Below are 25,185 nucleotides of genomic sequence, written 5' to 3'. Positions count from 1 at the left end.
GTGTTGGGGGGGGCGGGGGGGGTTTTTTTCCACCTCACCCCCCCCCCCCCCGGCGCCCAAAAAAAAAACCACAACCCGCCCCCCCGCCGTGGGGGCGCCCGGGGGGGGGGCGCCCCCCCCCTCTCGGCGGTGTCAGTCGGACAGCCGCGCGCCGGAGGAGGTCGAGAACACGTGGATCTCGCCGGCCCGCGGCACCACGTGCAGGTTCGAGCCCTTCTCGGGCACCTGGCGGCCGCCCACGCGGACGACGAGGTCCTGCCCGCCGTCGGCCTTGTCGGTGGAGCCGTAGACGTAGCCGTCGGCGCCGAGCTCCTCGACGACGTTCACGACGATGGTCAGGCCGCCGCTCTCGGCGATGTCGAAGTGCTCCGGGCGGACGCCGACCGTGACGGTGCGGTCGCCGGCGTCGGCCGCGGCGGAGAGCGCCTCCCGCGAGACGGGGACGACGCTGTCGCCGAACTTCACACCGCCGTCGGTGATCGGGACCTCGACCAGGTTCATGGCGGGGGAGCCGATGAAGCCGGCGACGAAGAGGTTCGCCGGGCGGTCGTACATGTTGCGCGGGGTGTCGACCTGCTGGAGCAGACCGTCCTTCAGCACGGCCACGCGGTCGCCCATGGTCATGGCCTCGACCTGGTCGTGGGTGACGTAGACCGTGGTGATGCCGAGGTCGCGCTGGAGGGCGGCGATCTGGGTGCGGGTGGAGACGCGGAGCTTGGCGTCCAGGTTCGACAGCGGCTCGTCCATGAGGAAGACCTGCGGCTTGCGCACGATGGCGCGGCCCATGGCGACGCGCTGGCGCTGGCCGCCGGAGAGCGCCTTCGGCTTCCGGTCCAGGTACTGGGTGAGGTCGAGCATCTTCGCCGCGTCCTCCACCTTCTTGCGGATGGTGGCCTTGTCCTCGCCGGCGATCTTGAGCGCGAAGCCCATGTTGTCGGCGACGGTCATGTGCGGGTAGAGCGCGTAGTTCTGGAACACCATCGCGATGTCCCGGTCCTTGGGCGGCAGGTGCGTGACGTCGCGGTCGCCGATGCGGATGGAGCCGCCGTTGACGTCCTCCAGGCCGGCGAGCATGCGCAGCGAAGTGGACTTGCCGCAGCCGGAGGGGCCGACGAGGACGAGGAACTCGCCGTCCTCGATCTCCAGCTCCAGCTGGTCGACGGCGGGCTTGTCGCCGCCGGGGTACAGACGTGTCGCCTTGTCGAAGGTGACAGAAGCCATGGTGGTGAATCCCTTCTACCGGCAGGAACGTGCCGGACGATCCGAGTGGAAGGTCTAGTCCAGTTGACCGGACTGCGCCCGACGCTACCTGCCCGGACGCCTTCTGTCAGCACCCGGGAATCCCCGATCGCGAACTCCGAACGGGCGGCGGCCGTTCGCGTGGACTTCCGGAGGGTCCGAACCGGGGTGCGACACCTCGCGGGACGGAGGCGATACCTCTGGGTGCGTCCTGGGGGCGCCTCCCGTGCGGAGAAGCGCCGGCCCGGCTTGGCACCGAGAGGGAGAAGCGAATGAAGAATCGTCTCGTAGTCATCGGATCCGCGGTTGCGGCGAGCGTCGGCCTGTGCATGGCGGTCGCGCCCGCCGCCGTGGCCCAGCCGCTGAAGGTGACCGTGGCCTGCGGTGACGTCGCGGCGCTCCTCACCGCTGTCGGCGACGCGAACGCGAACGCCGACGGCGGCACGATCACGCTGGCCAAGAACTGCGCCTACCGTTTCACGGCCGAGGACGCAATCGGTTCGGGCAACGCCCTGCCGGCCATCACCGGCAAGGTCAAGATCATCGGACACGACTCGACGCTGATCCGCTCCGTACGCGATGGCCTGCCCCACTTCCGGATCCTCAAGGTGAACGAGGGCGGTGAGCTCCTCCTGAAGGGGACCACCGTGACCGGCGGCCACACCGACGGGGACGGGGCCGGCATCGCCAACGAGGGCACCCTGCGCCTGGAGGACAGCAAGGTCGCCGGCAACCAGGCGGCCGGGGACGGCGGGGGCATCTCCAACGAGGGCGGCAACGTCACGCTCATCGACAGCGAGGTCCTGACCAACGTGGTCACGTCCACGTCGGACGAGCCCGGCGACGGCGGCGGCATCAGCAACAACGCGACCGGCACCCTCACGCTCAAGAAGTCCGTGGTGGCGGGCAACACGGCCGACGAGGACGGCGGCGGCATCCAGAACCAGGGCACGCTCTCCGTCGAGCACAGCCTCATCACGAACAACGAGGCGCGCGACGATGACGGCGGCGCCATCAACAACCTCGGCACCGCGACGATCAAGAAGAGCAAGCTCGTCGAGAACTGGGCGGGCCTTGACGGGGGCGCCATCAACAACGGCTCGGACGGGACGCTGGAGGCCTGGGAGACCGAGTTCGCGGAGAACAAGGCGGGCAAGGACGGCGGGGCGATCAACAACGAGGGCACCGCGACGCTGAAGAAGAGCAAGGTCGAGTCGAACCAGGCCGGCAATGACGGCGGCGGCATCAACAACGAGGAGGAGGCGGGGGGTGACGCCACCCAGCTGACGCTTGAGCACGCGACGGTCGCGTACAACCGCGCCGCGGGCGTGGGCGGCGGTATCAACAACTTCACCGGCGCCGTCGTGACCCTCAAGAACAGCAAGATCATCAAGAACCTCCCCACGAACTGCGAGGGCACGGTGCCCGGCTGCTCCTGACCCTTCCGGTGCGGTGCCCGCGGCCAATGTGATGGCTTGGGGAAGAGCGGCCTGTGTAGAGTGATGGCGGCCCTGCCTCCTTAGCTCAGCTGGCCAGAGCACCGCTCTTGTAAAGCGGGGGTCGTCGGTTCGAACCCGACAGGGGGCTCTGTCGCCGAAGGCCCCGGACCGTCCAGGTCCGGGGCCGTTCGCATGCGCGGCCCGGGGATCAGTGGCGGCCCGAGACGCGGTCGGCGAGCCGGGCCAGCGGTGTGGTCGTCGGTCGGTGGCTGGCGGTTTCGCGGCGGTCCGCCTCGCGGTAGGCGGCGTACAGGGCCTGCACGCCGAGCCAGCGGAAGGGCTCCGGCTCCCAGCGGCGCACGCGGTGGCCCACCCACGGAAGGGCGGTCAGCTCGGTGGAGTCCTCCAGGACGAGGTCGCGCAGGGTGCGGGCGGCCAGGTTGGCGGTGGCCACGCCCGAGCCGACGTAGCCGCCCGCCCAGCCGAGGCCCGTGGTGCGGTCCAGGGTCACGGTGGCGCACCAGTCGCGCGGGACGCCGAGGACACCGGACCAGGCGTGGGTGATCTCCGTACCGGTGAGCTGCGGGAAGAAGGAGAAGAGCAGCTCGCGCAGGGAGTCGATGGTGGCAGGCTGGGTGCGTCCGTCGTTGTCGGTGCGGGAGCCGAAGCGGTACGGGACCCCGCGCCCGCCGATCGCGATGCGGCCGTCGGCGGTGCGCTGGGCGTACATGTAGGCGTGGGCCATGTCGCCGAGGACCGCGGAGTCGGACCAGCCCAGTTGCTCCCAGGCCGAGGCGGGGAGCGGGGCCGTGACGATCATCGAGGAGTTCATCGGGAGCCACGCGCGCTTGTGGCCCTTGAGGGCGGCGGTGAAGCCCTCCGTGCAGCGCAGGACGTGGGGGGCGCGGACCGTGCCGTACGGGGTGACGGCCTTCCCGGGGGCGATCTCCGTGACCGGGGTGGACTCGTGGATGACGACGCCGAGGCGCTCACAGGCCGCGGCCAGGCCCTTGACCAGCTTCAGGGGGTGGATGCGGGCGCCGTGGGGGCTCCAGCTGGAGCCGACGGCGTCGGCGATGTCGATACGGGTGCGGGTGGCGGCCGCGTCGTAGAGCTCGCGGTCGCTCTCGCCGAAGGCGACCTCGGCGGCGTGGAAGGCCTTGAGGCGGGTGAGCTGGGCGGGGGTGCGGGCCACCTCGAGGACGCCGCCGCGGTGGATGTCGGCGTCGATGCCCTCCTTGGCGGCGGTGTCGATGACCTCGGTGACGGTGTCGTTCATGGCCCGCTGGAGGCGGCGGGCGGCCTCGGGGCCGTGGAGCCGGGCGTAGCGGTCGCGGCCGGCGATGCCGTTGTAGAGCCAGCCGCCGTTCCGGCCGGAGGCCCCGTAGCCGCAGAACTTCTGCTCCAGGACGGTGACGCGGAGGTCGGGGGCGGACCGCTTGAGGTAGTTGGCGGTCCACAGGCCGGTGTAGCCGCCGCCCACGATGACGACATCGGCCGTGGCGTGGGCGGTGAGGGGCGCGCGGGGTGGCGTGGCCGGGGCGGTGCGGTCGGTCGCGTACCAGAAGGAAATGCCGCCGTTGATCGTCATGGGGGAGTTGGTACACCGCGTTCCGGAGGGGTGTCCAGGTGCGGGATGCCGGGTTTCGGGGCGGGAATCAAGGCCTTTTGGCTGATGCGGCGGGGGCGGCGGGTTCCTAGGGTGGGGCGGGGATTTTGTTCGGTTTTTGGATGAGAGGTGCGGATTCGTGGTGCGTGGACGCAGGGCAGGGCGAGTCGTGGCGGCGGTTGCGGCGGCCGCGCTGCTGGGCGGGGCGGTGGCCGGCTGCGGCGGCGGGGACCAGGGTCGGGCGGCCGCCTCCGCCGTGGTGCGGACGAGCCCGATCTCGGACGTGCTGGCCAGGCTGCCCGCGAAGGTGGACGGCGCGAAGGTCGTCGTCGGCAGTCCGGACGCGCCCCGCACCGCACAGGTGCTGGTGGATCCGCGGTGCGGCTACTGCGCCCGCTTCGAGGCGGCGGGCGGCGAGGCGCTGCTGAAGCTGGCGGCGGACGGGAAGGTGAAGGTGGAGTACCTGCTGGCCTCCTTCCTGGACCGGGGCGGGGCGAGCGGTTCGGTGAAGGCGGTGAACGCGCTGCGGGCGTCGGTGGACGCGGGGAAGTTCGCCGAGTACCAGGCGGCGGTGTTCGCGAGCCAGCCGCAGGGGAAGTTCACGGACGAGCTGCTGCTGAAGATCGCGGACAAGGTGCCGGGGCTGCGGGGGCCGGCCTTCGACAGGGCGGTCGCGGAGACGACGTACAAGGGGTGGGTCGACGAAGCCGAGAAGGCGTTCGAGGCGACGGGCGCCCAGGGCACGCCGACGGTGCTGGTGGACGGGCAGGCCGTGGGGGCGAAAGACGGGTCGCTGTTCGACGCGAAGGCCTTCACGGCGACCCTGGCCGGGGTGGGGATCGGCGCGGCGGCGTAGTCCCGCGGCTCCGCCCCGGACCCCGCGCCTCGAACGCCGGCGGGGCCGGATGTGGCCGACCTGCGCTCGCAGGTGCGCCGACGGCCGTGATTTCGCGGCCGTTTAGGGTGCGGGCATGATCCGTAGTGCTGACATCACCGACGTCCCCGTCATCCACGCGATGATCCGCGAGCTCGCGGAGTACGAGAAGGCGCCCCACGAGGCGCGCGCGACCGAAGAGCAGCTGCGGGAGGCGCTGTTCGGGGAGCGCCCGGCGGTGTTCGCACACGTCGCGCAGACGCCGGACGGGGAAGTCGTCGGCTTCTCGGTGTGGTTCCTCTCCTTCTCGACGTGGCGCGGGGCGCACGGGATCTACCTGGAGGACCTGTACGTACGGCCGGGCGTGCGCGGGGGCGGCTACGGGAAGGCGCTGCTGGCGGAGCTGGCACGGACGTGCGTGGAGCGGGGCTACGAGCGGCTGGAGTGGTCGGTCCTCGACTGGAATGTGTCTGCCATCGACTTCTATCGATCAGTCGGAGCGGTGCCAATGGACGAGTGGACCGTGAACCGCCTGACGGACGACGCGCTGCGCAAGCTGGGCGGGGCGCAGTAGCCGCGGACGCCCGCCCAGGACCGTGAGGAGAGGGCACCGGGCGGGTGAGCGGGATGGCTACCCGACGGCCGGGACCGGGTGCTCCGGGGAGTCGAGCCAGGCCCAGGTGGCTCCGTCCGGGGTGACCGTGAGTCCGAACCGCTCGAACCCCGGCCGGCCCTGGCCGTCCCACCACGCGTGGGCTGCCATGAGTTCGCCCCAGAGTTCCCGGGGCCCGGACTGGTAGACCTCGGACTCCTCCGCGCCGGGTACGAAGTCGATCGATGCCCAGGAAGTGATCCGGGTGTCCCGGAGCCAGAGCGTGTAGCGCCCGCCGTCGAGTTTCTCCGGGTACGGGAACATGCCGTCCGTTTGGAGCCCGATGGCGAACATGGGGAGCCAGTCGGCCACCGGCGTGCGCGGGGGTCAGGCCGGGACTCGGGGGAAGCGGGACTGGAGCATCCAGATGGCGGGGTTGTCGGCCAGGCCGTCGTGCATGTCGACCAGGTCGGCGATGAGGTCGTGCAGGAAGTCCCGCGCCTCGCGGCGCAGCAGCCGGTGGCTGAAGGTCAGCGGGTCCTCCTCCGCCGGCATCCAGTCGGCCTCGATGTCCACCCACCCGAAGCGCCGCTCGAAGAGCATCCGGTCCGTGGACTCGGTGAAGTCGAGCTCGGCGTACTGCCGGTTGGCGGAGCGGCTGCCGCGCGGGTCCTGGTCGAGCTGCTCGACGATGTCGCACAGGGCCCAGGCGAAGTCCAGTACGGGGACCCATCCCCAGGCTGTGGACACTTCCCGGTCCTTGGCGGTGTCCGCGAGGTAGACGTCCCCGCAGAACAGGTCGTGGCGCAGGGAGTGGACGTCCGCCGCGCGGTAGTCGGTCTGCGGGGGGTCGGGGAAGCGCCGGGAGAGGGAGTAGCCGATGTCGAGCACGTAGCCGATGGTGTCACGGGCCGCGGAGGGGTGCCGACCCCGACGGTCCCCCTGCGCGTCAGGAAGGCAGGAGGCGTTGTTCCTTCGCCACCGAGACTGCGCCCGCGCGCGTGTCGACGCCGAGCTTGTCGTAGATGCGGCCCAGGTGGGTCTTGACGGTGGCCTCGCTGATGAACAGGGCACGGGCGATGTCCCGGTTGCCGAGGCCGCGGGCCAGCTGGCCGAGGATGTCCAGTTCGCGGTCGGTCAGGGTGGGGCGGGTGCCGCGCATGTGGGCCATGACGCGGCTGGCCACCGGCGCGGAGAGGGTGGTGCGGCCCTGCGCGGCGGAGTGGATCGCGGCGAAGAGCTCCTCGGGGCGCTCCGCCTTCAGGAGGTAGCCGGTGGCGCCCGCGCCGATGGCCCGGGTGATGTCCGCGTCCGTGTCGTAGGTGGTCAGGACCAGGACGTGCGGGGGGTTCGGGGCGGAGGTGATGCGGCGGGTGGCCTCGACGCCGTCGATGCCCTCGCCCAGCTGGAGGTCCATCAGGACCACGTCGGGGCGCAGCTTGGCCGCCAGTGCGACGGCCTCCTCGCCGCTGCCCGCCTCGCCGAGCACCTCGATGTCCGGCTCGCTGCCGAGGAGGGCGAGGAGCCCGGCGCGGACCACCACGTGGTCGTCGCAGAGGAGGATCGTCGTCATGGGGCCGGCTCCAGGGGGATGGCCGCGGAGAGGACCGTGCCCTCGCCCGGCGTGGATTCGATGGTCAGGGTGCCGCCCAGCTGGCGGATGCGGGCGCGCATCGCGGGGAGGCCGTGTCCGCGTTCTGCGGTGGTGGCGCGGGGCTCCGTGAAGCCGTGGCCGTCGTCGGCGATGTCCAGGACCACCTGGTCGCCCAGGAAGCTCAGGGTGAGTGCGGCCGTACGGGCGCCGGAGTGTTCGCGGACGTTGGCCAGCGCGCCCTGGGCTATGCGCAGCAGGGCGGACTGCACGCGGTCCGGGAGCGGGGCCGGGCTGCCTTCGAGGTGGAAGCGGACGTCGATGTCCGGGCCGGCGTCCAGGGCGCGCAGGGCGTCGGCGAGGCCGGCGCCGCCGGCGAGCTCGGCCGGGGCCAGGTCGTGGACGAGCCGGCGGGCCTCGGCCAGGCCGCGGGCCGCGATGCCGGTGGCCGTACGGACGTGCGCGCGGGCGGTGGCCGGGTCCGTGTCCCAGGTGCGGTCCGCGGCCTGGAGCAGCATCTGCTGGCTGGACAGGTTCTGGGCGAGGGTGTCGTGGATCTCCATGGAGAGGCGTTGGCGTTCGGCGAGGGTGCCTTCGCGGCGTTCGGTGGCCGCCAGTTCGCGGCGGGTGCGGATCAGGTCGTCGATGAGTGCGCGCTGGGCCTGCGCCTGGCGCTCCATGTGGACGAAGACGGCGGTGGCGAGGGCGGCGATGGCGGGCGGGGCGAGGAGGAGGTTCGGGTCGAAGGCGGTGGCGAGCTGGAGCTGGGCGATGACGACGAAGACGGTGAGCAGGGCGACGAGGACGATCGCGGCGCGGGGGCGCAGGGTGCGCAGGGCGGTGAAGAAGAGGGGGACGGCGCACCAGGCGAAGCTGGGGGCCAGGACGACGAGGACCACCCAGGTGGCGACGACCAGGCCGAGCCACAGGAGGCGGCCGGGGGGCTGGCGGGTGGTACCCGCGGTGCCGGGCTGCTGGGCGGCGCCGACGGCGGGGCCGAGTACGTAGAGCAGGGCCAGGGCGATGCTGAGGGCGATGACCCAGGGGGTGCGGGGTTCGCCGGGGTGGCGCAGGAGGAAGCGGGCCACCGAGGCGCCGAGGAGGAGGAAGAACGCCGTGTGCATGACGGTGGCCAGGGTGCGGGTGTTCGGGTTCCGCGGCGGGGGTGGCTGCGGGGCGGGGCTCACGGCTGCTCCTGGGGTGTGCGGCGTGGTTCCATCTTGCCGGGTGGGCGTCGCGGCTGCGGCGCCGCTTCCTGGGGCTCCGCCCCAGGCCCCGCGCCTCAAACGCCGGCGGCGCTGGATTTGGCCCGTCTGGGTGGGTGGGTGCGGGTGCAAGACCGGGGTTCCGCCCCGGCCCCCGCGCCTCAGGCGCTGGCGGGGTCCGGCTGGCGCCGGCGGGGCTGGAAGGTGTGACCAGCCAATATCGCGGTGGGCGCGGTGCGCATCGACCGATCGGATGACCCGGGGGTCAACCGGTGCGGTCGGTGGTCGGAGCCGGTACGGGGACGGGGCGGAGGGGGGATGCGGGACAGGCTTGGAGCAGTGAAGGAGCCGGGTCGGTGCCAGTGCCGCCGCACCGGTATCGGCACTCGTACTCGTACTCGTACTCGTACTCGTACTCGTACGTGCGTCCCGACCGTCCGCAGTCGTTCTCAGGAGCAGAGATGAACACCCGCACCCGCGTTCTCACCGGTACCGCCCTCGCCCTCGCGCTCGGCGCCGGGACCTTCGGCGCCGTCAGCGCCACCGCCGCCCCGGCCTCCGCGCCGGCCGCCGCCGTCGCGAAGAAGGACGGCGAGACGAACGACAAGAACTTCACCACCACGAAGCACCTCACCATCGAGGCCGCCACCCGCGCCGCCCAGGCCTCGCTGGAGGCCGCGCAGAAGGAGAACCAGAAGGTGACGGTCGCCGTCGTGGACCGCAACGGCAACACCATCGTCACCCTGCGCGGCGACGGCGCGGGCCCGCAGTCCTACGAGTCGGCGCAGCGCAAGGCCTTCACCGCCGTGTCCTGGAACGCCCCGACCTCGGTGCTCGCGGGCCGCCTCGCCCAGAGCCCGAACCTGAAGGACATCCCCGGCACCCTCTTCCTCGGCGGCGGCACCCCGGTCCAGGCGGACGGCGCCCCGGTCGCGGGCATCGGCGTCGCCGGCGCCCCGAGCGGCGACCTGGACGAGAAGTTCGCCAAGGCCGGCGTGGACGCGCTCGCCAAGTAGTCCGCGGCACCGCTCCGCATAGGATCGAGCGCGTGGAACAACGCGCGTTCTCCCGCCTGGCCGTCTCTGCCGCCGCCGCCCTGCTCGCCCTCACCACGGCCTGTACGGGCGGCACGGTGCAGGGGCGGCCCGGTGCGTCGGGGCTGCGCGATCCGTACTTCCCCAAGGCCGGCAACGGCGGCTACCGGGTCGACCACTACGCGCTGGACCTGGACTACGACCCCGCCGACGGGCAGCTGCACGGCACGGCCGTCATCACCGCCCGCGCCGAGCAGGGGCTCAGCTCCTTCAACCTCGACTTCAGCGGCCTGAAGGTCGAGGAAGTGACCGTGCAGGGCGCCGGGGCCCGCTACAACCGGACCGGCAACGAGCTGACGGTCCGTCCGGCCGAGGACCTGAAGAAGGGCGAGGTCTTCGTCACGGAGGTGGACTACGCGGGGAAGCCGAAGACCCTCGTGGATCCGGACCAGTCCAAGGAAGGCTGGATCACCACGGGGAAGGACGGCGCGGTCGGCGTCGGCGAGCCGGTCGGGTCGATGACCTGGTTCCCCGGCAACCACCACCCCAGCGACAAGGCCGCGTACGACATCACGATCACCGTGCCCAAGGGCTACGAGGCCGTGTCCAACGGCGAGTTGCGTACCCGGACCGACCTCGCGGACGGGCGGACGGAGTTCGCCTGGCACAGCCCGGAGCCGATGGCGAGCTACCTGGCGACGGCCGTCATCGGCAGGTACAAGGTGACGACGGGGCGCACCCCGTCCGGGGTGGCCCTGTACACGGCGGTGGCGCCCGGGGAGGCCGCGGCGAGCGCGGCCCCGCTCGCGCGGCTGCCGGAGATGGTGGAGTGGGGGAGCGGCCGCTTCGGCCCGTACCCCTTCGGTACGGCGGGCGCCGTCGTGCTGCCCGCCGGGACCCTCGCGTACGCGCTGGAGACGCAGACCAAGCCCGTCTTCTCCGGGGCGCCGGAGGAGGACGAGCTGGTCCTGCACGAGCTCGCCCACCAGTGGTTCGGGAACTCGGTGTCGCCGAAGTCCTGGAAGGACATGTGGCTGAACGAGGGCTTCGCCGTCTACGCAGAGTGGCTGTGGGCCGAGGACCACGGCGGCCCCACGGCCCAGCAGCACTTCGACGCCTTCCTGGCCGGCGACACCGAGGTGGACGACCACGCCGACTCCGACTGGGACGCCTTCCCGCCGGCCGACCCGCCCGGCCCCGAGGACATCTCCGGGAACCCGGTCTACTACCGCGGCGCGATGGTGCTGCACCGCGTCCGCCAGGAGGTCGGCGACGAGAAGTTCTTCGCCCTGCTGCGGGGCTGGGCCGCCGACCACCGGCACGCCAACGCGAGTACGGCCGACTTCACCGCCTACGCCCAGGAGAAGACCGGGCACGACCTGAGGAAGGTCTGGGACGTCTGGCTGTACGGCAAGGCCCGCCCGCGCTGAGGGCCCGCGTCGGTTCCTACGTCAGCGGCTTGCGCAACACCGTGCAGTCGCGGCCCCGTTCGCGGTCCTTGGCCTGGCGCAGCGGGGCGTAGCCCTGGGACTGCCAGAAGGCGAGGGCCTTGGGGTTGTTGTCGAGCACGGCGATCCGTACTCCGGTGCGGCCGGCGGCGCGGAAGCGGTCCTCGACCAGGCCGGTCACGGCGCGGCCGTAGCCCTCGCGGTGCGCGGTGGCGTCGATGAGCAGCAGGCCGATCCACGGGTCCGGGTCCTCGGAGGCCGGGTCCGGGTGGTGGGCGAGGGTGGCGGCCATGCCGACGAGGCGGCCGGCGGAGCGGGCGAGGAGGACCTCGGCGCCGTCGTGGGCGAGTTCGTCGGCGAGGGAGCCCGCGACCTGTTCGACCGTGATGCGGTCCGGGTCGGGGAAGTCGCCGCTGAGTTCGAAGAAGGCGTGGTTCGTCGCGTACAGGGCGGCGATCTCGGTCAGGACCGGGCCGGGCAGGGCGCCGTCCACGGGGACCAGCGGTTGAAGAATCACCTGGTGAACGGTAGCGAAGCCCCCTCCCTGAACGGTGGGAGGGGGCTCGCCCCGCGAAATTTTCAGCCGCGGACGGTTCAGCCGCGGACGGTTCAGACGTTGACGCCGAAGTCCTGCGCGATGCCGGTGAGGCCGGAGGCGTAGCCCTGGCCGACGGCGCGGAACTTCCACTCGGCGCCGTTGCGGTAGAGCTCGCCGAAGACCATGGCGGTCTCGGTCGCCGCGTCCTCGGAGAGGTCGTAGCGGGCGATCTCGGCGCCGCCGGCCTGGTTCACGACGCGGATGTACGCGTTGCGGACCTGGCCGAAGTTCTGGCTGCGGGACACGGCGTCGTAGATGGAGACCGGGAAGACGATCTTGTCCACGTCGGCCGGCAGGCCGGCGAGGTTGACGTTGATGGCCTCGTCGTCGCCGGCGCCCTCGCCGGTGCGGTTGTCACCGGTGTGGACGATGGTCTGGTCCGGGGTGGACTTGTTGTTGAAGAAGACGAAGTGGCCGTCGGAGACGACCTTGCCCATCGTGTTCACGGCGATGGCCGAGGCGTCGAGGTCGAAGTCGACACCGGTGGTCGTCCGGACGTCCCAGCCGAGGCCGACCGTGACGGCAGCGAGGCCCGGGGCCTCCTTCGTGAGCGAGACGTTGCCGCCCTTGGACAGGCTGACAGCCATGGGAATGTCCCTTTCCTCATCCAACATGCACGTACAGGCGGTCAAACTACCGCTGCCCCCTATAACGCGACGAGGGGGCGGTCGGGTTCCCCTGTGAAATGCGGGTGACGGGGCGGGGGCGGGGGCGGATCATAGGGGCATGCCTGGTCCCTATGTCATCCGCGGTTCGGTCGTGCTCCCCGAGGGCGAGCTCGCCTGGCGTTTTTCGCGGTCCTCCGGGCCGGGCGGGCAGCACGTGAACACCTCGGACTCGCGCGTGGAGCTGCTGTTCGACCTGGGGGCGACGAAGGCGCTGCCCGAGGTGTGGAAGGAGCGGGCGCTGGAGCGGTTGGCGTCCCGGCTGGTGGACGGGGTGGTGACCGTACGGGCCTCCGAGCACCGGTCGCAGTTCCGCAACCGGGAGATGGCGCTGGTGCGGATGGCTTCGCTGCTGGCGGAGGCGACGGCGCCGCCGCCGAAGCCGCGGCGGGCGACGAAGATTCCGCGGGGGATCAACGAGCGGAGGCTCCGCGAGAAGAAGGCCCGGGCGGAGACGAAGCGGGGCCGTACCGGCAGGGATTGGTAGCCCCCGGACGTCACGCCCCCAAGTGCCGGTAGCGGCCGCGGAAGTAGGTCAGGGGGTGGGCTTCCGGGTGGGGCTGGGCGGCCGTCAGGACGCGGCCGATGACCAGGGTGTGGTCGCCCGCCTCGACGCGGTTCTCCGTACGGCATTCCAGGGTGGCCAGGGCGCCGGTCAGCAGGGGGGCGCCGGAGGCCTCACCGCGTACGTACGGCACGTCCGCGAAGAGCAGCCGGTCGCTGATGCGGCCCTTCATCGCGAAGCGGCCGGCGATCTGCAGTTGCTGATCGGAGAGGACCGAGACCGCCCACAGCGGCTGTTCGGCCAGCAGGTCGTCCATGCGGGAGCCCTCGCGCAGGCTCACCAGCACCAGGGGCGGGTCCAGGGACACGGACATGAAGGCGGTCGCCGTCATGCCGACGTCCTCGCCGCGCGGGCCGCCGGCCGTCAGCGGGGGCTCGTGTGCGGTGATCAGGCACACGCCCGCCGCCAGCCGGGACATGGCCGCCCGGAACTCGTCGTTGCTCACTCCTCCAGCATGGGGGTTCAGGTGGGTCGGGGCGGGTACGGGGGTCGTCTTCAGCACGTTGAAACGCTAATCTCGCCCTCCCGCGCGGCACATCGGGCCATGGTCCGAGTCGCGCCCCCGCCCCTCGGCCTAGGCCCGGGCGTATCGTTTGCTCGCGGGAATGGGAGGGAGCGCTCCCAGGTGGTCCGCGGCGCAGAGAGCGTCGTTATTCATCTCATGTGACTTAAGTCACAGAGGGCAAGATTTGTTGACCCTGTGTACCTGCCGCACAGCTCACTGTGATTCAGTGGACGGGACACCGCAACGAAACGCCGATGACAAACCTGGAGTTGCTGTCGAGGTCTCGGGGAGAGCGAGCAATGGAGACCGAGTCGGAGCCGTACGTCCGTCTTGCGACCCTGCGGCAGCTGCACCGGGTGGTGGCCGACCTCAATACGGCCAGGAGCCTGGCGGACACTCTGCAGACCGTCGTGGACGGCATCGTCGTGGGCCTCGGCTACGAACTCGCCTGTGTCAACCTCGTACGCCCGGACGGTGATCTCGTCGTCGCCGCCTTCGCCGGCGACCCCGCCGCCGAGGCTCTCATCACCGGCCGCGTCGGCTCCCGCACCTCCTGGGAACGCCGCCTGACGATGGGTGAGAACTGGGACGGGCTCCGCTTCATCCCGCACACCGAGGGATGGGTCCTCATGGAGGACGACGTCCCCCAGTGGCACACGGAAGGCCCCGAACCGCGCTTCGAGGACGAGTGGCACCCCGAGGACCGGCTCTACGCACCCATGTATGCGTCCGGCGGGGAACTTCTGGGTGTCATTTCGGTGGACAGACCGCGCAACGGGCGCCGGCCCGGTGCCTGGGGCCGCGAAGCGCTCCAGATGTACGCCTTCCAGGCGGCGATTGCGATCAGCAACGCGAGGCTCCGCGCGAACATGCAGCGGGCCCTGGTCCGGCTGGAGCGCGAGCAGCAGGCACTGCGCGCGAGTGAAGAGTCGTTCCGGCAGGCCTTCGAGTACGCGCCCAGCGGCATGGCCATCGCCGAGATGGGCGGGGACCAGCACGGACGGCTGCTGCGGACCAACGACGCGCTGTGCCGGCTGCTGGGCCGCCCGGCCTCCGTACTGCGCCGCTACTCCTTCTCCGACCTGGTCCACCCCGAGGACATCGGGACGCTGTTGCGGACCTCCGCCGAGGGCGGCCGGGCCGAGCTGCGCCTCGGGCGGCGCGACGGTACGTATGTATGGGTCTCGCTGCGCAATTCCGTGGTCGCGGACGCCGCCGACGGCCCGCGGTTCCTCCTCACGCACGTCGAGGACATCGAGGAGCGCAAGCGGCACGAGCTCCAGCTCGCCCACCGGGCCAGCCACGACTCGCTGACCGGCCTGCCCAACAGCGCCGAGCTGCGCGCGCGGCTCGGGGCGCGGCTGTGCCGCAGGCCGCAGTCCGTACGGGCCACCGCGGTCGAGGCCCTGGACGCGGCCTTCGAGGGCCGTGAGGGCCACGTGGTGTACGACGGGCACGAGGTGCGGGGAGGGGCGGGTGGTGCCGGCGAGCACGGCTTTCAACCCGACCTCCACCCCGACGGTCCCGACCGGCAGGGCGCGGGCGCGGTCGTGCCCGGGGCCGACCCCTTCGCCTTCCCGGGGGCGCCGGCGGCCCGCGCGGACGGCCCGTACGACCACCACGTGCACACCGTGGCGCCCGCGACCGACATCGACGACGGGACGAAGGGGCTCGCGGTGCTCTTCTGCGACCTCGACGGCTTCAAGTCGATCAACGACCGGTTCGGGCACCACACGGGTGACGCGGTCCTGATCGAGGTGGCCCGGCGGCTCACGACGGGCGTCAGGGACGGTGACACCGTCGCCCGGCTGGGTGGTGACGAGTTCGTCGTCCTTGCCGACGGGCTGGGCGCCGCGGACGCCGCCGACCTCGCCGTCCGGCTGCGCAACGCGATCATCCCGCCGATCCGCGTGGACGGCCGCGCGGTCCGTGTCGGGGCCAGTTTCGGCATCGGCTGGGCCAGCTGCGGCATGTCGGCGGACGAGGTCCTGCGCTCGGCCGACCAGCGCATGTACATCGAGAAGAGGTCCCGTTCGAAGGCGCACCGCCGCGCCGGGTGAGGCGATCGGCCGCCCGTGGGCGCACGTGTTCGGGGTAGGCTCCCGGGGGTCGAAAGGAGTGACCTGCGATGACGACGCCCGCGAACAACGGCCCGCACGGTGGGGCGAGCAAGCCCGAGGACGATGATCCGTTCGGGTACCTCTACGCGGACGGCCAGGCCGCCGGAGCCACCCCGCCTGGTCAGGGCGGCGGATACGGCTACCCCGGTCCGGCGGCAGGCGGCCAGCCGGGCGTGCAGCCCGGTGTCCCCCGTACCTCCCACCACCAGGTCCGTACGGTCGGCGAGCGCAGGAACGCCGGCGGCCAGCGCGGCCAGGTGCCCGTGCAGCAGCCGCCCTACCAGGCCCAGTACCAGGCCCCCGAGGCGCTCCAGGCGGGCGGCTACGGCGTTCCGCCGCAGCAGCAGCCCCCGCAGCACCAGACGCAGACGATCAGCCACTCCGGCGGCCACGGCGGCGGTGGCGGGTCCAGCCGCAGGGGCCTGCTCATCGCGGCCGTCGCGGTGGTCGGCGCGGTCGTGATCGGCATCGGCGCCGCCCTGGCCTTCGGCGACAAGGACAAGGACAAGAACGACAAGGCGGACGGCAGCAACCAGCAGTCGGCGGCCCCGCAGAACCCCTCGTCCCCGGCCCCGAGCGGCTCTCCCAAGCCGTCGCAGGCTCCGCTGCCCAAGGGTGAGGCGGCCGGCGCGGGCATGCTGCTGAGCGGCGGCGCGCAGGTGCAGAACACGGTGCAAGGTTCGAAGAGCTCGGACGGCCAGTACGTTGGCAACTTCAACCAGCCCGGTGCGGCGCTCACCTGGACGGTGGAGGTGCCGGAGGCGGGCGACTACACGCTGTTCGTCAACTACGCCGTTCCCGGCAAGGACGGCAAGGCGACCCTCACGGTCAACGGGCAGAGCCCGAACCAGTCGCTGAACCTGTCCAACTTCGCGAAGGCGGCGGACGGGGCGTGGGACAAGGGATGGACGCGCACCTACGCGTGGATCACCCTCAAGAAGGGCTCGAACGCGATGAAGATCTCGTGCGAGCCCGGCAACCAGTGCGATGCGATCTTCGGCCAGCTGGAGCTGGGCGCGGGGCACGTCAAGCGCTGACCTGGCCACGGCGGAGTGGGGCATCCGTCCATCGCCACGAAGTCGGGGTCCGACCCTACCCGCGCTCGCGGCGGAGTCGGACCCCGGCTTCACATCTGGTTCTAACCGCAGTGGACCCAGCCGCTGTTGCCGGTGTGCGTCTTGATCATGTAAGTGTCGTCGGGGCCGACCCAGGTGCCCGTGATGTCGCCGCGCACCCGGACGCAGCTGCCGGGGGCCTTCACGTAGACGGGGCCCGCGTACTGGGTGTACGCGCGCTGGCCGTCGACGTCGCTCTTGCCCGCGCCCTCCAGGATGACGGACATGCCGTCGGTGACGGCGAACTGAGAGTCGCGGCGCAGGATGGCGCAGTTCGTGCCCGTGGACGCGTTGTAGTACAGGAACAGCACGCCGGCCCCGGTGGCACGCTCGCTGTCGCCGAGCGGGTAGGCGTCCTGCTGGTAGTAGCCCGCACCGCAGGAGCCCCCCGAGATCGTCTGGGCCTGGGCGGGGACCGCGGCGAGCGTGGATACGGCCACCACCCCGGTGGTGACGGCAAGGAGGTTACGGAAGAATCGGCTCACGGGTCAGCCTCACAAGGGCGAAGATCATTTGAACTTGTTGATCTTAGATCGTCCTTACTCAGGGCTCGCGCACCCGATGGTTCGTCAGCACTGGTGCTTTAGCCTTGTGCTGACGGATGTTCAGCCCCGCTTTCGTCGGTGACGGACACGGCGAGCCGTACCTCGTCGTAGGTGCGGGGGTCGAACTCTCCCGCCGCCGGGGCCAGCACCGTGGCCGCCGAGAGGGCGACCGCGCGGGTCAGGCGGTCGGGCCAGTCCAGGCCCTCCGCCAGGGCCGACAGGAGGCCGGCCACGGCGGAGTCGCCGGCTCCGGTGGGGTTGCCCGACAGGGCGCGGGGCGGGGCCGCCTGCCAGGTGCCCTCGGGGGTGGCGGCCAGCAGGCCGGCCGGGCCGAGCGAGGTGACCACCGCGTGCGCGCCCCGGCGGCGGGCGTCGCGGGTGGCCGGCAGCGGCTCACGGGATCCGGTCAGCTCGGCCAGCTCGGCTGCGTTCGGCTTGATCATCTCGGGGCGGGCGGCGACCCCGCGGCGCAGGGCCTCGCCGCTGGTGTCCAGCAGGACCGGCACCCCGGCCGCGCGGGCGGCCCGTACGAGCGCCGCGTACGCGCCCACCGGCACGCCCGGCGGGAGGCTGCCGCACAGGGCCACCGCGTCCGCTCCGGCCAGCAGGGCCTCGTACCGGGCGAGGAACTGCGCCCACTCGGCGGGAGTGATCAGCGGGCCCGGCTCGTTGAACTGGGTGGTGTCGCCCGAGGTCTCGTCGACCACGGCCAGCGTGCGCCGCGTGCCGCCCGCGCAGGGCACCAGGGCGTCCACGACCTCCGGGGACCGCTGCGCCAGCAGCTCCCGTACGAGCTCGCCCGCCGGGCCGCCCGCGAAGCCGGTCGCCGTCACCTCGTGGCCGAGCGCGCCGAGCACGCGGGCGACGTTGATCCCCTTGCCGCCGGGCCGCTCGGCGACGGCGGAGACCCGGTGCGAGGCGTGCGGGAGCAGCCGCGGCACACGGTAGGTGACGTCGAGCGCGGTGTTGAGCGTCACGGTCAGGATCATGAAGGGCACCCCCGGGGTTGTTGCTGCCGGGATCATGCCAAACGGAGGGCGGTCGGCCCAGTCCTCCGGGCCGACCGCCCTCCTCCGTACAGCCGCTTGGCCGTCAGGAGCCCGACGCGGCGCTGGGGCTGACGATCCATTCGCCGCGCCGCATGACGCCCTTGAGGTCGAACTCGGCGTCCAGGACGACGAGGTCCGCGTACTTGCCGGGCTCCAGCGAGCCGATCTCGTCGTACAGGCCGATCAGCTTGGCCGGGTTGGCGGAGATCGCCTGGACCACGGACTCCACGGGCAGCTTGTCGACCGTCACCGACCGCTTGAAGGCGGTGTCCAGGGTCAGCGTCGAGCCGGCGATGGAGCCGCCCTCCACGAGCCGGGCCACGCCCTCCTTGACCTCGACCTCCAGCGGGCCGAGGTGGTAGGTCCCGTCGCCGAAGCCGGCCGCGTCCATCGCGTCGGTGATCAGCGCGACGCGGTGCGCGCCCGCGTGGTGGAAGGCCAGCTCCAGGGCGGCCGGGTGCAGGTGGGTGCCGTCGTTGATGAGCTCGACGGTGATCCGCTCGTCCTCCAGCAGGGCCGCGATGGGGCCCGGTTCGCGGTGGGCCAGGGGCGGCATCGCGTTGAAGAGGTGGGTGGCCACGGTCGCGCCCGCGTCGATGGCCGCGCGCGTCTGCTCGTACGTCGCGTCCGTGTGCCCGATCGCGGCGATGACCCCGTGCTCGGCCAGCAGCCGTACGGAGTCCAGGCCGCCCGGGAGCTCGGTGGCGAGGGTGAACATGCGGGCGGCGCCGTGGGCGGCGTCGACGAGCTTGCGGACCTCGGCCGGGTCGGGGTCGCGGAGCAGGTCCTCCTTGTGGGCGCCCTTGCGGCAGGCGTTGATGAACGGGCCCTCGAAGTGGATGCCCGCGATCTCGCCCTGCCGGGTCAGCTCGGCGAGCAGCCCGGCCCGCCGGGCCAGCTCGGCCAGGTCCCCGGTGACGGTGGAGGCGACGAGGGTGGTGGTCCCGTGCTCGCGGTGGGTCCGTACGCCCTTGAGGACCTCCTCGGCGGTGCCGGAGGTGAAGGAGGCCCCGCCGCCGCCGTGGTTGTGCATGTCCACGAAGCCGGGGACGATCCAGTGCCCGGTCAGGTCGACGACCCGCGCGCCCTCCTGGGCGCTGCCGGCGATCCGGTCGCCCGCGACGATGACCCGGCCGTTCGCGACGGTTCCGGTGGGCAGCACCACCCTGGCGCCGGAGAGAACAGTGCTGTGCGCGCTTCCGGACATCAGGCAGGTACCTCCGTGGCGAGTAGGTCCCAGGCGAGCAGCCCTGCGCCCAGGCATCCGGCGGTGTCCCCGAGGGCCGCCGGAACGATGTGGGGGAGCCGCTGGAACGTCACGCGCTCCTCCACGGCCGTCCGTAGTGGTGTGAACAAGGTTTCCCCCGCCTCGGCCAGCCCGCCACCGATGATCAGCGTGTGCGGGTCCAGCAGGGTGATCGCGGTGACCAGCCCGTCGGCGAGCGCGCCCACGGCGGCCAGCCACACGCCGCGGGCGCGCGCGTCGCCGGATTCGACGGCCTTGGCGCAGTCGGCGGCGTCGGCGTCGGGGTCGCCGGAGGCGGCCGCCCAGGCGCGGCTGACGGCGGAGGCGGAGGCGAGGGTCTCCAGGCAGCCGTGCTGGCCGCAGCCGCAGGCGGGGCCGCCGGGGCGGACCACGATGTGGCCGATCTCGCCCGCGTAGCCGTGGGCCCCGGCCTCGATGCGGCCGGCGATGCCGATGGCTCCGGCGATCCCGGTGCCGAGCGGGACGAAGAGGAAGCGGTCGGCGTCCCGGCCGGCGCCGATGCGGCCTTCGGCGAGTCCGCCCGTGCGCACGTCGTGGCCGAGGGCCACCGGGATGCCGCCGAGGCGGGCGCTGAGCAGCTCGCGCATCGGTACGTCGCGCCAGCCGAGGTTCGCCGCGTAGACGGCGATTCCGTTCTCGGCGTCGACGATGCCCGGCACGGCGACTCCGGCGGCCGAGGCGGCCCGCCCGAAGCGTTCCCGGCCGGTGTCGCGCAACTCGGCGGCGAAGTCCAGGATCGTCTCGACGACGGCGTCGGCGCCCCGCTCGCGGCCGGTGGCGCGCCGGGCCTCGTGCAGCAGGGTGCCGTCGGCGGCGACCAGGGCGGCCTTCATCCCGGTGCCGCCCACATCGAGGGCGATGACGTGTTTCACGGGTTTCACAGGGGACAGTCTCGCGTGCTCGGCGGGGAAAGGTCTAGTCCATTGGAGGGGATTGTTGAGCGGCCATACAAATTCGGGACCTCGGTCGGGATCCGGATGTGGAGCAGCCGCCAAAGTGGTGTAGACCTTACGTGGATCGTACGTACAAGAAGGGGTGGATCGAGAACTGTGGAGCGCCGTTACCTGCCGGGCCTGGCCGCGTCCTGCGCCGCGCTGAGCCTGATCGCGACGCTGACGGGCTGCGGAGCCCTCGGCGGACTCACCGGGCACAACGAGGTGACCCTGCGGGTCGTGGCGGCCGACTACGGGGACAATCCGCAGAACTCCTCGGAGAAGTACTGGAAGGGCCTCGCCGACGGCTTCGAGAAGGACAACCCCGGCGTGAAGGTCGAGGTCAGCGTCTACTCCTGGTCGGAGGTCGACGCCAAGGTCGCCGAGATGGTCAAGGCGGGCAAGGCCCCCGACATCGCGCAGATCGGCGCCTACGCCGACTACGCCGAGGCGGGCAAGCTGTACACGGCGGACGAGCTGCTCTCCGTCAAGACCGAGGCCGACTTCCTCGGGCCGCTCGCCGACGCGGGCAAGGTCAAGCGCGTCCAGTACGGGATGCCCTTCGTGGCCAGCACCCGGCTGCTCTTCTACAACGAGAAGCTGCTGAGCGACGCCGGGGTCATCCCCAAGGACTCCAAGGCGGGCTGGCAGCCCAAGAGCTGGGCGGAGCTGGAGGCGGCCGCCAAGAAGCTCAAGGGCGCGGGCGTCCAGACCCCCTTCGCGCTGCCGCTGGGCCGCGAGGAGGCGCAGGCCGAGACGATGATGTGGATGCTCGCGGGCGGTGGCGGCTACACCGACAACGAGGAGCAGTACGCGATCGACTCCGCCGAGAACGTCAAGACGCTGGAGTTCCTGCGCGACAAGATGGTCGCGCAGGGGCTGACGGGGCCGGTCGAACCGGCGAAGCTCGACCGGCAGGCCGCCTTCGACGCCTTCACACGGGGCGAGGTCGGCATGCTCAACGGCCACCCGACGCTGCTCAAGCAGGCGGCCGGGAAGGGCGTCAGGTTCGGCATGGTGACCATGCCGACCGCCGACGGCGGCGAGCACTCGGCGATGGGCGTCGCGGACTGGGTGATGGCCTTCAAGACCGGCCACCGCAAGGAGTCCGGGAAGTTCCTCGACCGGCTCTTCGAGACGAAGAACGTGACGGCCTTCACCAACACGTACGACCTGCTGCCCGCGACCACCAGCGGCTACCGGGCCATGGCGAACGGGACGGCGGGCTCCGCGCCGCAGCTGAAAACCTTCCTGGACGCGCTGCCGACCTCGAAGCTGTACCCGGTGGGCAAGAAGTCCTGGGCGGGCGTCAGCGAGGACATCAAGCAGAACATCGGCAAGAGCGTGCAGCCGGGCGGGCAGCCCGAGCGGGTGCTCGGGGACATCGCGGCGGCGGCGCGGGCGGCGGATCCGCGCTGACGGCGCGGGGGTGACCTCCGTATCGTCGTAGGGGTTGGGTGAGGTCGGATGCGACCGGAACATCCCAATTCCACACGTTCGGGCGATGACAGAGCGTCAAAGATCCTCAAAAATCGGCGCGAACGCGGCCACGAATCAGGCGCAAGGGCCGCGGAAGTCCGGGACTCACCACACAAAGGGACTGAGTTGAAGAGGACAACCGGCCGGGCACGGCCATTCAAGGTACTTGCCGCTCTGGGAGCCGCGCTGGCGCTGTGTTCCGCCGCCATCCCGACCGTGGCGACGGCAAAGCCCAATCTCGCTGGACCACCGACGACCACGCACCAAGTCCAGCCGACGTACAAGCACGAGCATCTCAAGAAGTGTCCGGCGGGGACGACGACGTTCATCGATACGTTGCGCCTGAAGCCGGGCAACGTGAGCAAGACCTACTTGAACGGCTCCACCTCCTTCAAGACGACAGTCGACGCAACGGGCAAGTACCTGAGCTTCGAGACCAACTCGCCGAGCTTCACGGTCTATGTCAAGGGCACTCACGCCTTCGACATCTACGACTACACGGGTACGCCGGGTCATCCGAACTATCCGTCGGACACGGGTCTGCACGCGCCGTTGGCTTCGGGCGGGAAGCACCACGGGAAGCAGCACGGGAAGCCGCACGGGAAGGAGGGCAAGCAGGAGAAGGAGGGGAAGCAGGGGAAGCAGGGGAAGATCAGTCACTACCTGGTCTGCGGGCAGCCGGCCCCGGAGGTCCCTCCGGGATCGTGTGAGGCATCGGGGTCGCTCTCCGCGTACGTCAACGGGACCAATGTCACCGCGTACATCCCCAAGGGGGCGTGGAGCAGCTCCGCCACCGGCATCGACGTGGTCAACGTCGAGGGCAGCAGCATCACCAACACGCAGATCCCCACGGGTACCGACGTCATCAACTCCATCGCGACGAACTCCGTGACCGGACAGTCCGTGGCCACGGCGAACAACAACCACGTCTACGTCCTGAAGGGCACCGGGCTCGACCCCAGCGTCTCGCCCAACCCCCTGACCGACTCGGGCGTGGGCACGATCAGCTTCTCCGGAGGGTCCGCGACGAGCACCGGCGTCGCGATGGACGCCGTGCACAACAAGGCCCTGATCGGGCTGAGCATCGGAGGCGTGGCGGGGTTCCAGTTCCTCGACCTCGCGACCAACACCTTCGAGCCCCCGTTCGCCACGCAGAACCCGGGTGGGCAGATCTCCGAGGATCCCCTCGTCGATCCCATCCGCAACCTGCTCCTGTCCCCCTCGGAGGACAACAACTACGAGATCGTGAACGTGGCGAACAGCACCTCGCCGCAGTTCTTCGAGCACCACGTGACCATCGTCGGGGAACTCGATTCCGCCGCGGAGGACTGCTCCACCGGGATCATCCTGGCGCCTGCGGAGTTCAGCTCCCCGTCGCAGGTCGAGATCGCGGACATCAGCACCGCCGTCTTCACCCCTGGCTCGCCCGGAAACTGGACGGCACCCGAGCAGGTCCAGACGTTGACGGGCTCGGTCCTGAGCGCAGGAGCGTCCGCGGCGTCAGTGGCACAGGGAACCCACACGGGTGTCATCACCGGTGAGTTCGGTGGGGACACCCTGACCGCAATCGCGCTGCCGACGACATCCGGTGCCGGAGCCACCCCGGCCATCAGCAACTGGGTCACCTGCGCGACGGGCGGAGGCTTCTCCATGGGGCTCGATCCGCACACCTTGATCGCGTACAAGTCGCCGAACGGTGGACACGCCATCGCCCTCATGGTCAATGCCGGAGCGACCCAGATGGTCGCGGTGGACTTGACCGCGATGCTCGATGGCACGACCGTCCCGGCAACGGGCAACGTGTGCACTGGCAGCGGCACCCTTCCTGCGACCGTCGCGAGCTTCTTCGCCCTGCCGTAACCGGTTTCCACACAGGCGAACGCGCGTAGGTCGACGAGACCGTGGGGGTGTCCAACCCCCACGGTCTCGCCCGTTCCACGCGGCAGCCCGCCCCGGACGTGCTCGATGAACCGGGCGGGACAGGTCTGCTGTCGGTGGGCGGCGTTAATCTGGCGGTATGACGGACGAGGGGCAGCTGACGGCCACGGAGGCCGCGGTGCTCGCGTACGAGGGACGCACCTGGCCCGGGCCCGGGGCCAAGGAGCGGGCGATACGGGAGGGGCTGGGGATGACCCCGGTCCGCTACTACCAGCTGCTCAACGTGCTCATGGACGACCCGCGCGCGCTCGCCCACGCGCCGGGCACGGTGAACCGGCTGCGGCGCATCCGCGAAGCGCAGCGGGCCAGGCGGTAGCCGGGTGTCCCGCGGCTGTCCCGGCGGCACCGTAGCCGTCCTCGGACGGGGCCGTTAGGGTCGTCCGTATGGGGAGCCATCCGCACGACCGCGACCTGCCGATGCCCGTCACCGCAGCCGGACGCGAGGGACTCGAAGCCCTGCTCCGCGCACCCCGCCGATCCGTGATCGCCCTGGACTTCGACGGCACCCTCGCCGAGATCGTCCCCGACCCGGACCAGGCCCGGGCCCACCCCACGGCCGTCCCGGCCCTCTCCGCCCTCGCTCCCGAGGTGGCGTCGGTCGCGGTGATCACCGGCCGGCCGGCCGGGGTCGCCGTCCGCTACGGGGGCTTCGCCGGGGTCCCCGGACTGGAACACCTGGTGGTCCTCGGCCACTACGGAGCCGAGCGGTGGGACGCCGTCACCGGGATCGTCCACACCCCGGCCGAACACCCCGGGGTGGCGGCGGTACGGGCGGAGCTGCCGGGGTTCCTGGACTCGATCGGGGCCTGGCGCGGCACCTGGATCGAGGAGAAGGGCCGGGCCCTGGCGGTCCACACCCGGCGCGCGGCGGACCCGGCGGCGGCCTTCGCGGCTCTCCGCGAACCCCTGGCGGAGCTGGCGGCCCGACACGGCCTGATGGTCGAACCGGGCCGGGCCGTCCTGGAGCTGCGTCCCCCCGGCATGGACAAGGGCGTGGCCCTGACGGAATTCCTGGCGGAGACGGACGCCGAGGCGGTCCTGTACGCGGGCGACGACCTGGGCGACCTGGCGGCCTACTCGGCGGTGGAAAAACGCCGCGCCGACGGCCTCCCGGGCCTCCTGGTGTGCAGCGGCTCGGCGGAAGTCCCGGAACTCGCCGCCCGCGCCGACCTGGTCCTCCCGGGCCCGGGAGCCGTGGCAGCCTTCCTGGGCCGGCTGGCGACCGCCATGCGGGGGTAGGAGCGACTCCGACCCGCGGCGCGGGCCGTCACGGGGCGGGCGGGCCATCTCCCCCTCGGGCCCCCGGGCCCGGGCGGTGGCTGCCCACCCGCCCCCGATCTGCGGGTCCGGAGCCCGGGGAGCGGTGCCCCAGCAGG

At 71.7% G+C, this 25,185-nt stretch carries 25 protein-coding genes and 1 tRNA gene; 13 read left to right on the top strand and 13 right to left on the bottom strand.

Annotated features, from left to right (window positions below):
- Positions 1-132: 132 nt before the first annotated feature.
- Positions 133-1,221, bottom strand: coding sequence for an ABC transporter ATP-binding protein (locus ACGFYU_RS33740; protein ID WP_393831109.1), 1,089 nt, complete (start codon positions 1,219-1,221; stop codon positions 133-135).
- Between the two features lie 290 nt (positions 1,222-1,511).
- Here ACGFYU_RS33740 and ACGFYU_RS33735 point away from each other — a divergent pair, with 290 nt between their 5' ends.
- Both ACGFYU_RS33735 and ACGFYU_RS33730 read left to right on the top strand, forming a co-directional pair.
- Positions 1,512-2,678 carry a hypothetical protein gene (locus ACGFYU_RS33735; protein ID WP_393831108.1) on the top strand — a complete coding sequence of 389 codons (1,167 nt, stop codon included), beginning with the start codon at positions 1,512-1,514 and terminating at the stop codon, positions 2,676-2,678.
- 74 nt (positions 2,679-2,752) lie between these two features.
- Positions 2,753-2,826 (top strand) — tRNA-Thr (locus ACGFYU_RS33730).
- 60 nt (positions 2,827-2,886) lie between these two features.
- On the opposite strand, the gene ACGFYU_RS33725 is transcribed toward ACGFYU_RS33730, so the two are convergent.
- Positions 2,887-4,269, bottom strand: coding sequence for an NAD(P)/FAD-dependent oxidoreductase (locus ACGFYU_RS33725; RefSeq protein ID WP_393831107.1), 1,383 nt, complete (start codon positions 4,267-4,269; stop codon positions 2,887-2,889).
- Positions 4,270-4,456: 187 nt separating this feature from the next.
- Between ACGFYU_RS33725 and ACGFYU_RS33720 the strand changes: the two genes are divergently transcribed.
- Together ACGFYU_RS33720 and ACGFYU_RS33715 are read left to right on the top strand one after the other, a co-directional pair.
- On the top strand, positions 4,457-5,143 hold the full coding sequence (locus tag ACGFYU_RS33720) for a DsbA family protein (protein ID WP_393831106.1): 687 nt from the start codon (positions 4,457-4,459) through the stop codon (positions 5,141-5,143).
- A 115-nt stretch (positions 5,144-5,258) separates the two neighbouring features.
- Complete coding sequence (locus ACGFYU_RS33715) at positions 5,259-5,735, top strand: GNAT family N-acetyltransferase (RefSeq protein WP_393831105.1); 477 nt, start codon at positions 5,259-5,261, stop codon at positions 5,733-5,735.
- A 57-nt stretch (positions 5,736-5,792) separates the two neighbouring features.
- Here ACGFYU_RS33715 and ACGFYU_RS33710 read toward each other — a convergent pair whose 3' ends face one another.
- From ACGFYU_RS33710 to ACGFYU_RS33695, 4 genes are read right to left on the bottom strand one after another with little or no spacing between them, the layout of a single operon-like run.
- Entirely contained in the window at positions 5,793-6,107 is a 315-nt protein-coding gene (locus ACGFYU_RS33710; protein ID WP_393831104.1) for a hypothetical protein, read from the bottom strand.
- A gap of 33 nt (positions 6,108-6,140) precedes the next feature.
- Positions 6,141-6,644: a hypothetical protein gene (locus ACGFYU_RS33705; RefSeq protein WP_393831103.1), complete on the bottom strand. Its 504-nt coding sequence runs from the start codon at positions 6,642-6,644 to the stop codon at positions 6,141-6,143.
- A 58-nt stretch (positions 6,645-6,702) separates the two neighbouring features.
- Positions 6,703-7,326 carry a response regulator gene (locus tag ACGFYU_RS33700; protein WP_393831102.1) on the bottom strand — a complete coding sequence of 208 codons (624 nt, stop codon included), beginning with the start codon at positions 7,324-7,326 and terminating at the stop codon, positions 6,703-6,705.
- Positions 7,323-8,531 carry a sensor histidine kinase gene (locus ACGFYU_RS33695; RefSeq protein ID WP_393831101.1) on the bottom strand — a complete coding sequence of 403 codons (1,209 nt, stop codon included), beginning with the start codon at positions 8,529-8,531 and terminating at the stop codon, positions 7,323-7,325. Before ACGFYU_RS33695 ends, ACGFYU_RS33700 begins: the two co-directional genes overlap by 4 nt.
- Before the next feature lie 479 nt (positions 8,532-9,010).
- Between ACGFYU_RS33695 and ACGFYU_RS33690 the strand changes: the two genes are divergently transcribed.
- Both ACGFYU_RS33690 and ACGFYU_RS33685 read left to right on the top strand, forming a co-directional pair.
- Positions 9,011-9,565, top strand: coding sequence for a heme-binding protein (locus tag ACGFYU_RS33690; RefSeq protein ID WP_393831157.1), 555 nt, complete (start codon positions 9,011-9,013; stop codon positions 9,563-9,565).
- Between the two features lie 32 nt (positions 9,566-9,597).
- Positions 9,598-11,013, top strand: coding sequence for a M1 family metallopeptidase (locus ACGFYU_RS33685; protein WP_393831100.1), 1,416 nt, complete (start codon positions 9,598-9,600; stop codon positions 11,011-11,013).
- Between the two features lie 16 nt (positions 11,014-11,029).
- On the opposite strand, the gene ACGFYU_RS33680 is transcribed toward ACGFYU_RS33685, so the two are convergent.
- Both ACGFYU_RS33680 and ACGFYU_RS33675 read right to left on the bottom strand, forming a co-directional pair.
- The gene (locus ACGFYU_RS33680; RefSeq protein ID WP_393831099.1) at positions 11,030-11,548 is read right to left on the bottom strand and encodes a GNAT family N-acetyltransferase; all 519 of its coding nucleotides are present in this window, start codon (positions 11,546-11,548) and stop codon (positions 11,030-11,032) included.
- A 92-nt stretch (positions 11,549-11,640) separates the two neighbouring features.
- Entirely contained in the window at positions 11,641-12,216 is a 576-nt protein-coding gene (locus ACGFYU_RS33675) for a TerD family protein (protein WP_393831098.1), read from the bottom strand.
- A 139-nt stretch (positions 12,217-12,355) separates the two neighbouring features.
- On the opposite strand from ACGFYU_RS33675, the gene arfB reads away from it, so the two are divergent.
- Positions 12,356-12,781, top strand: a complete 426-nt coding sequence (gene arfB, locus ACGFYU_RS33670) for an alternative ribosome rescue aminoacyl-tRNA hydrolase ArfB (RefSeq protein ID WP_393831097.1) — start codon at positions 12,356-12,358, stop codon at positions 12,779-12,781.
- A gap of 10 nt (positions 12,782-12,791) precedes the next feature.
- On the opposite strand, the gene ACGFYU_RS33665 is transcribed toward arfB, so the two are convergent.
- Entirely contained in the window at positions 12,792-13,361 is a 570-nt protein-coding gene (locus ACGFYU_RS33665) for a flavin reductase family protein (protein ID WP_393831096.1), read from the bottom strand.
- A 302-nt stretch (positions 13,362-13,663) separates the two neighbouring features.
- Here ACGFYU_RS33665 and cdgB point away from each other — a divergent pair, with 302 nt between their 5' ends.
- Together cdgB and ACGFYU_RS33655 are read left to right on the top strand one after the other, a co-directional pair.
- Positions 13,664-15,424 (top strand): diguanylate cyclase CdgB, encoded by a 1,761-nt coding sequence (gene cdgB, locus ACGFYU_RS33660; RefSeq protein WP_393831095.1) that lies wholly within the window; start codon positions 13,664-13,666, stop codon positions 15,422-15,424.
- A gap of 68 nt (positions 15,425-15,492) precedes the next feature.
- Positions 15,493-16,521: a CBM35 domain-containing protein gene (locus ACGFYU_RS33655; RefSeq protein WP_393831094.1), complete on the top strand. Its 1,029-nt coding sequence runs from the start codon at positions 15,493-15,495 to the stop codon at positions 16,519-16,521.
- A gap of 101 nt (positions 16,522-16,622) precedes the next feature.
- On the opposite strand, the gene ACGFYU_RS33650 is transcribed toward ACGFYU_RS33655, so the two are convergent.
- The 4 genes from ACGFYU_RS33650 to ACGFYU_RS33635 form a co-directional block, all read right to left on the bottom strand.
- Positions 16,623-17,084, bottom strand: a complete 462-nt coding sequence (locus ACGFYU_RS33650) for a hypothetical protein (protein ID WP_393831093.1) — start codon at positions 17,082-17,084, stop codon at positions 16,623-16,625.
- Between the two features lie 98 nt (positions 17,085-17,182).
- Positions 17,183-18,133 (bottom strand): 1-phosphofructokinase family hexose kinase, encoded by a 951-nt coding sequence (locus tag ACGFYU_RS33645; protein ID WP_393831092.1) that lies wholly within the window; start codon positions 18,131-18,133, stop codon positions 17,183-17,185.
- Positions 18,134-18,236: 103 nt separating this feature from the next.
- Positions 18,237-19,400 carry an N-acetylglucosamine-6-phosphate deacetylase gene (gene nagA / locus ACGFYU_RS33640; RefSeq protein WP_393831091.1) on the bottom strand — a complete coding sequence of 388 codons (1,164 nt, stop codon included), beginning with the start codon at positions 19,398-19,400 and terminating at the stop codon, positions 18,237-18,239.
- On the bottom strand, positions 19,400-20,332 hold the full coding sequence (locus ACGFYU_RS33635) for an ROK family protein (RefSeq protein WP_393831156.1): 933 nt from the start codon (positions 20,330-20,332) through the stop codon (positions 19,400-19,402). Before ACGFYU_RS33635 ends, nagA begins: the two co-directional genes overlap by 1 nt.
- A 177-nt stretch (positions 20,333-20,509) precedes the next feature.
- On the opposite strand from ACGFYU_RS33635, the gene ACGFYU_RS33630 reads away from it, so the two are divergent.
- The 4 genes from ACGFYU_RS33630 (at position 20,510) to otsB (ending at position 25,048) form a co-directional block, all read left to right on the top strand.
- Positions 20,510-21,811 (top strand): ABC transporter substrate-binding protein, encoded by a 1,302-nt coding sequence (locus ACGFYU_RS33630; RefSeq protein ID WP_393831090.1) that lies wholly within the window; start codon positions 20,510-20,512, stop codon positions 21,809-21,811.
- Positions 21,812-22,228: 417 nt separating this feature from the next.
- A complete protein-coding gene (locus ACGFYU_RS33625; protein ID WP_393831089.1) occupies positions 22,229-23,731 on the top strand; it encodes a hypothetical protein in 1,503 nt (500 codons plus the stop codon).
- Between the two features lie 157 nt (positions 23,732-23,888).
- On the top strand, positions 23,889-24,125 hold the full coding sequence (locus ACGFYU_RS33620; protein ID WP_393831088.1) for a DUF3263 domain-containing protein: 237 nt from the start codon (positions 23,889-23,891) through the stop codon (positions 24,123-24,125).
- A gap of 68 nt (positions 24,126-24,193) precedes the next feature.
- Positions 24,194-25,048, top strand: coding sequence for a trehalose-phosphatase (gene otsB, locus ACGFYU_RS33615; protein WP_393831087.1), 855 nt, complete (start codon positions 24,194-24,196; stop codon positions 25,046-25,048).
- Positions 25,049-25,185: the final 137 nt, after the last annotated feature.

The organism is Streptomyces sp. NPDC048337, assembly GCF_043201175.1.
Classification (GTDB): Bacteria; Actinomycetota; Actinomycetes; order Streptomycetales; family Streptomycetaceae; genus Streptomyces.
Note: the sequence above shows the minus strand (reverse complement) of the source record. Positions and strands in the feature narration are given on the sequence as shown.

What these genes read in the sequence shown, in the direction of transcription:
- ACGFYU_RS33740 (WP_393831109.1), bottom strand. Translation starts at nt 1,221, where the DNA reads ATGGCTTCTGTCACCTTCGACAAGGCGACACGTCTGTACCCCGGCGGC.
- ACGFYU_RS33735 (WP_393831108.1), top strand. Translation starts at nt 1,512, where the DNA reads ATGAAGAATCGTCTCGTAGTCATCGGATCCGCGGTTGCGGCGAGCGTC.
- ACGFYU_RS33725 (WP_393831107.1), bottom strand. Translation starts at nt 4,269, where the DNA reads ATGACGATCAACGGCGGCATTTCCTTCTGGTACGCGACCGACCGCACC.
- ACGFYU_RS33715 (WP_393831105.1), top strand. Translation starts at nt 5,259, where the DNA reads ATGATCCGTAGTGCTGACATCACCGACGTCCCCGTCATCCACGCGATG.
- ACGFYU_RS33710 (WP_393831104.1), bottom strand. Translation starts at nt 6,107, where the DNA reads ATGTTCGCCATCGGGCTCCAAACGGACGGCATGTTCCCGTACCCGGAG.
- ACGFYU_RS33700 (WP_393831102.1), bottom strand. Translation starts at nt 7,326, where the DNA reads ATGACGACGATCCTCCTCTGCGACGACCACGTGGTGGTCCGCGCCGGG.
- ACGFYU_RS33690 (WP_393831157.1), top strand. Translation starts at nt 9,011, where the DNA reads ATGAACACCCGCACCCGCGTTCTCACCGGTACCGCCCTCGCCCTCGCG.
- ACGFYU_RS33675 (WP_393831098.1), bottom strand. Translation starts at nt 12,216, where the DNA reads ATGGCTGTCAGCCTGTCCAAGGGCGGCAACGTCTCGCTCACGAAGGAG.
- arfB (WP_393831097.1), top strand. Translation starts at nt 12,356, where the DNA reads ATGCCTGGTCCCTATGTCATCCGCGGTTCGGTCGTGCTCCCCGAGGGC.
- cdgB (WP_393831095.1), top strand. Translation starts at nt 13,664, where the DNA reads ATGGAGACCGAGTCGGAGCCGTACGTCCGTCTTGCGACCCTGCGGCAG.
- ACGFYU_RS33655 (WP_393831094.1), top strand. Translation starts at nt 15,493, where the DNA reads ATGACGACGCCCGCGAACAACGGCCCGCACGGTGGGGCGAGCAAGCCC.
- ACGFYU_RS33645 (WP_393831092.1), bottom strand. Translation starts at nt 18,133, where the DNA reads ATGATCCTGACCGTGACGCTCAACACCGCGCTCGACGTCACCTACCGT.
- nagA (WP_393831091.1), bottom strand. Translation starts at nt 19,400, where the DNA reads ATGTCCGGAAGCGCGCACAGCACTGTTCTCTCCGGCGCCAGGGTGGTG.
- ACGFYU_RS33620 (WP_393831088.1), top strand. Translation starts at nt 23,889, where the DNA reads ATGACGGACGAGGGGCAGCTGACGGCCACGGAGGCCGCGGTGCTCGCG.
- otsB (WP_393831087.1), top strand. Translation starts at nt 24,194, where the DNA reads ATGGGGAGCCATCCGCACGACCGCGACCTGCCGATGCCCGTCACCGCA.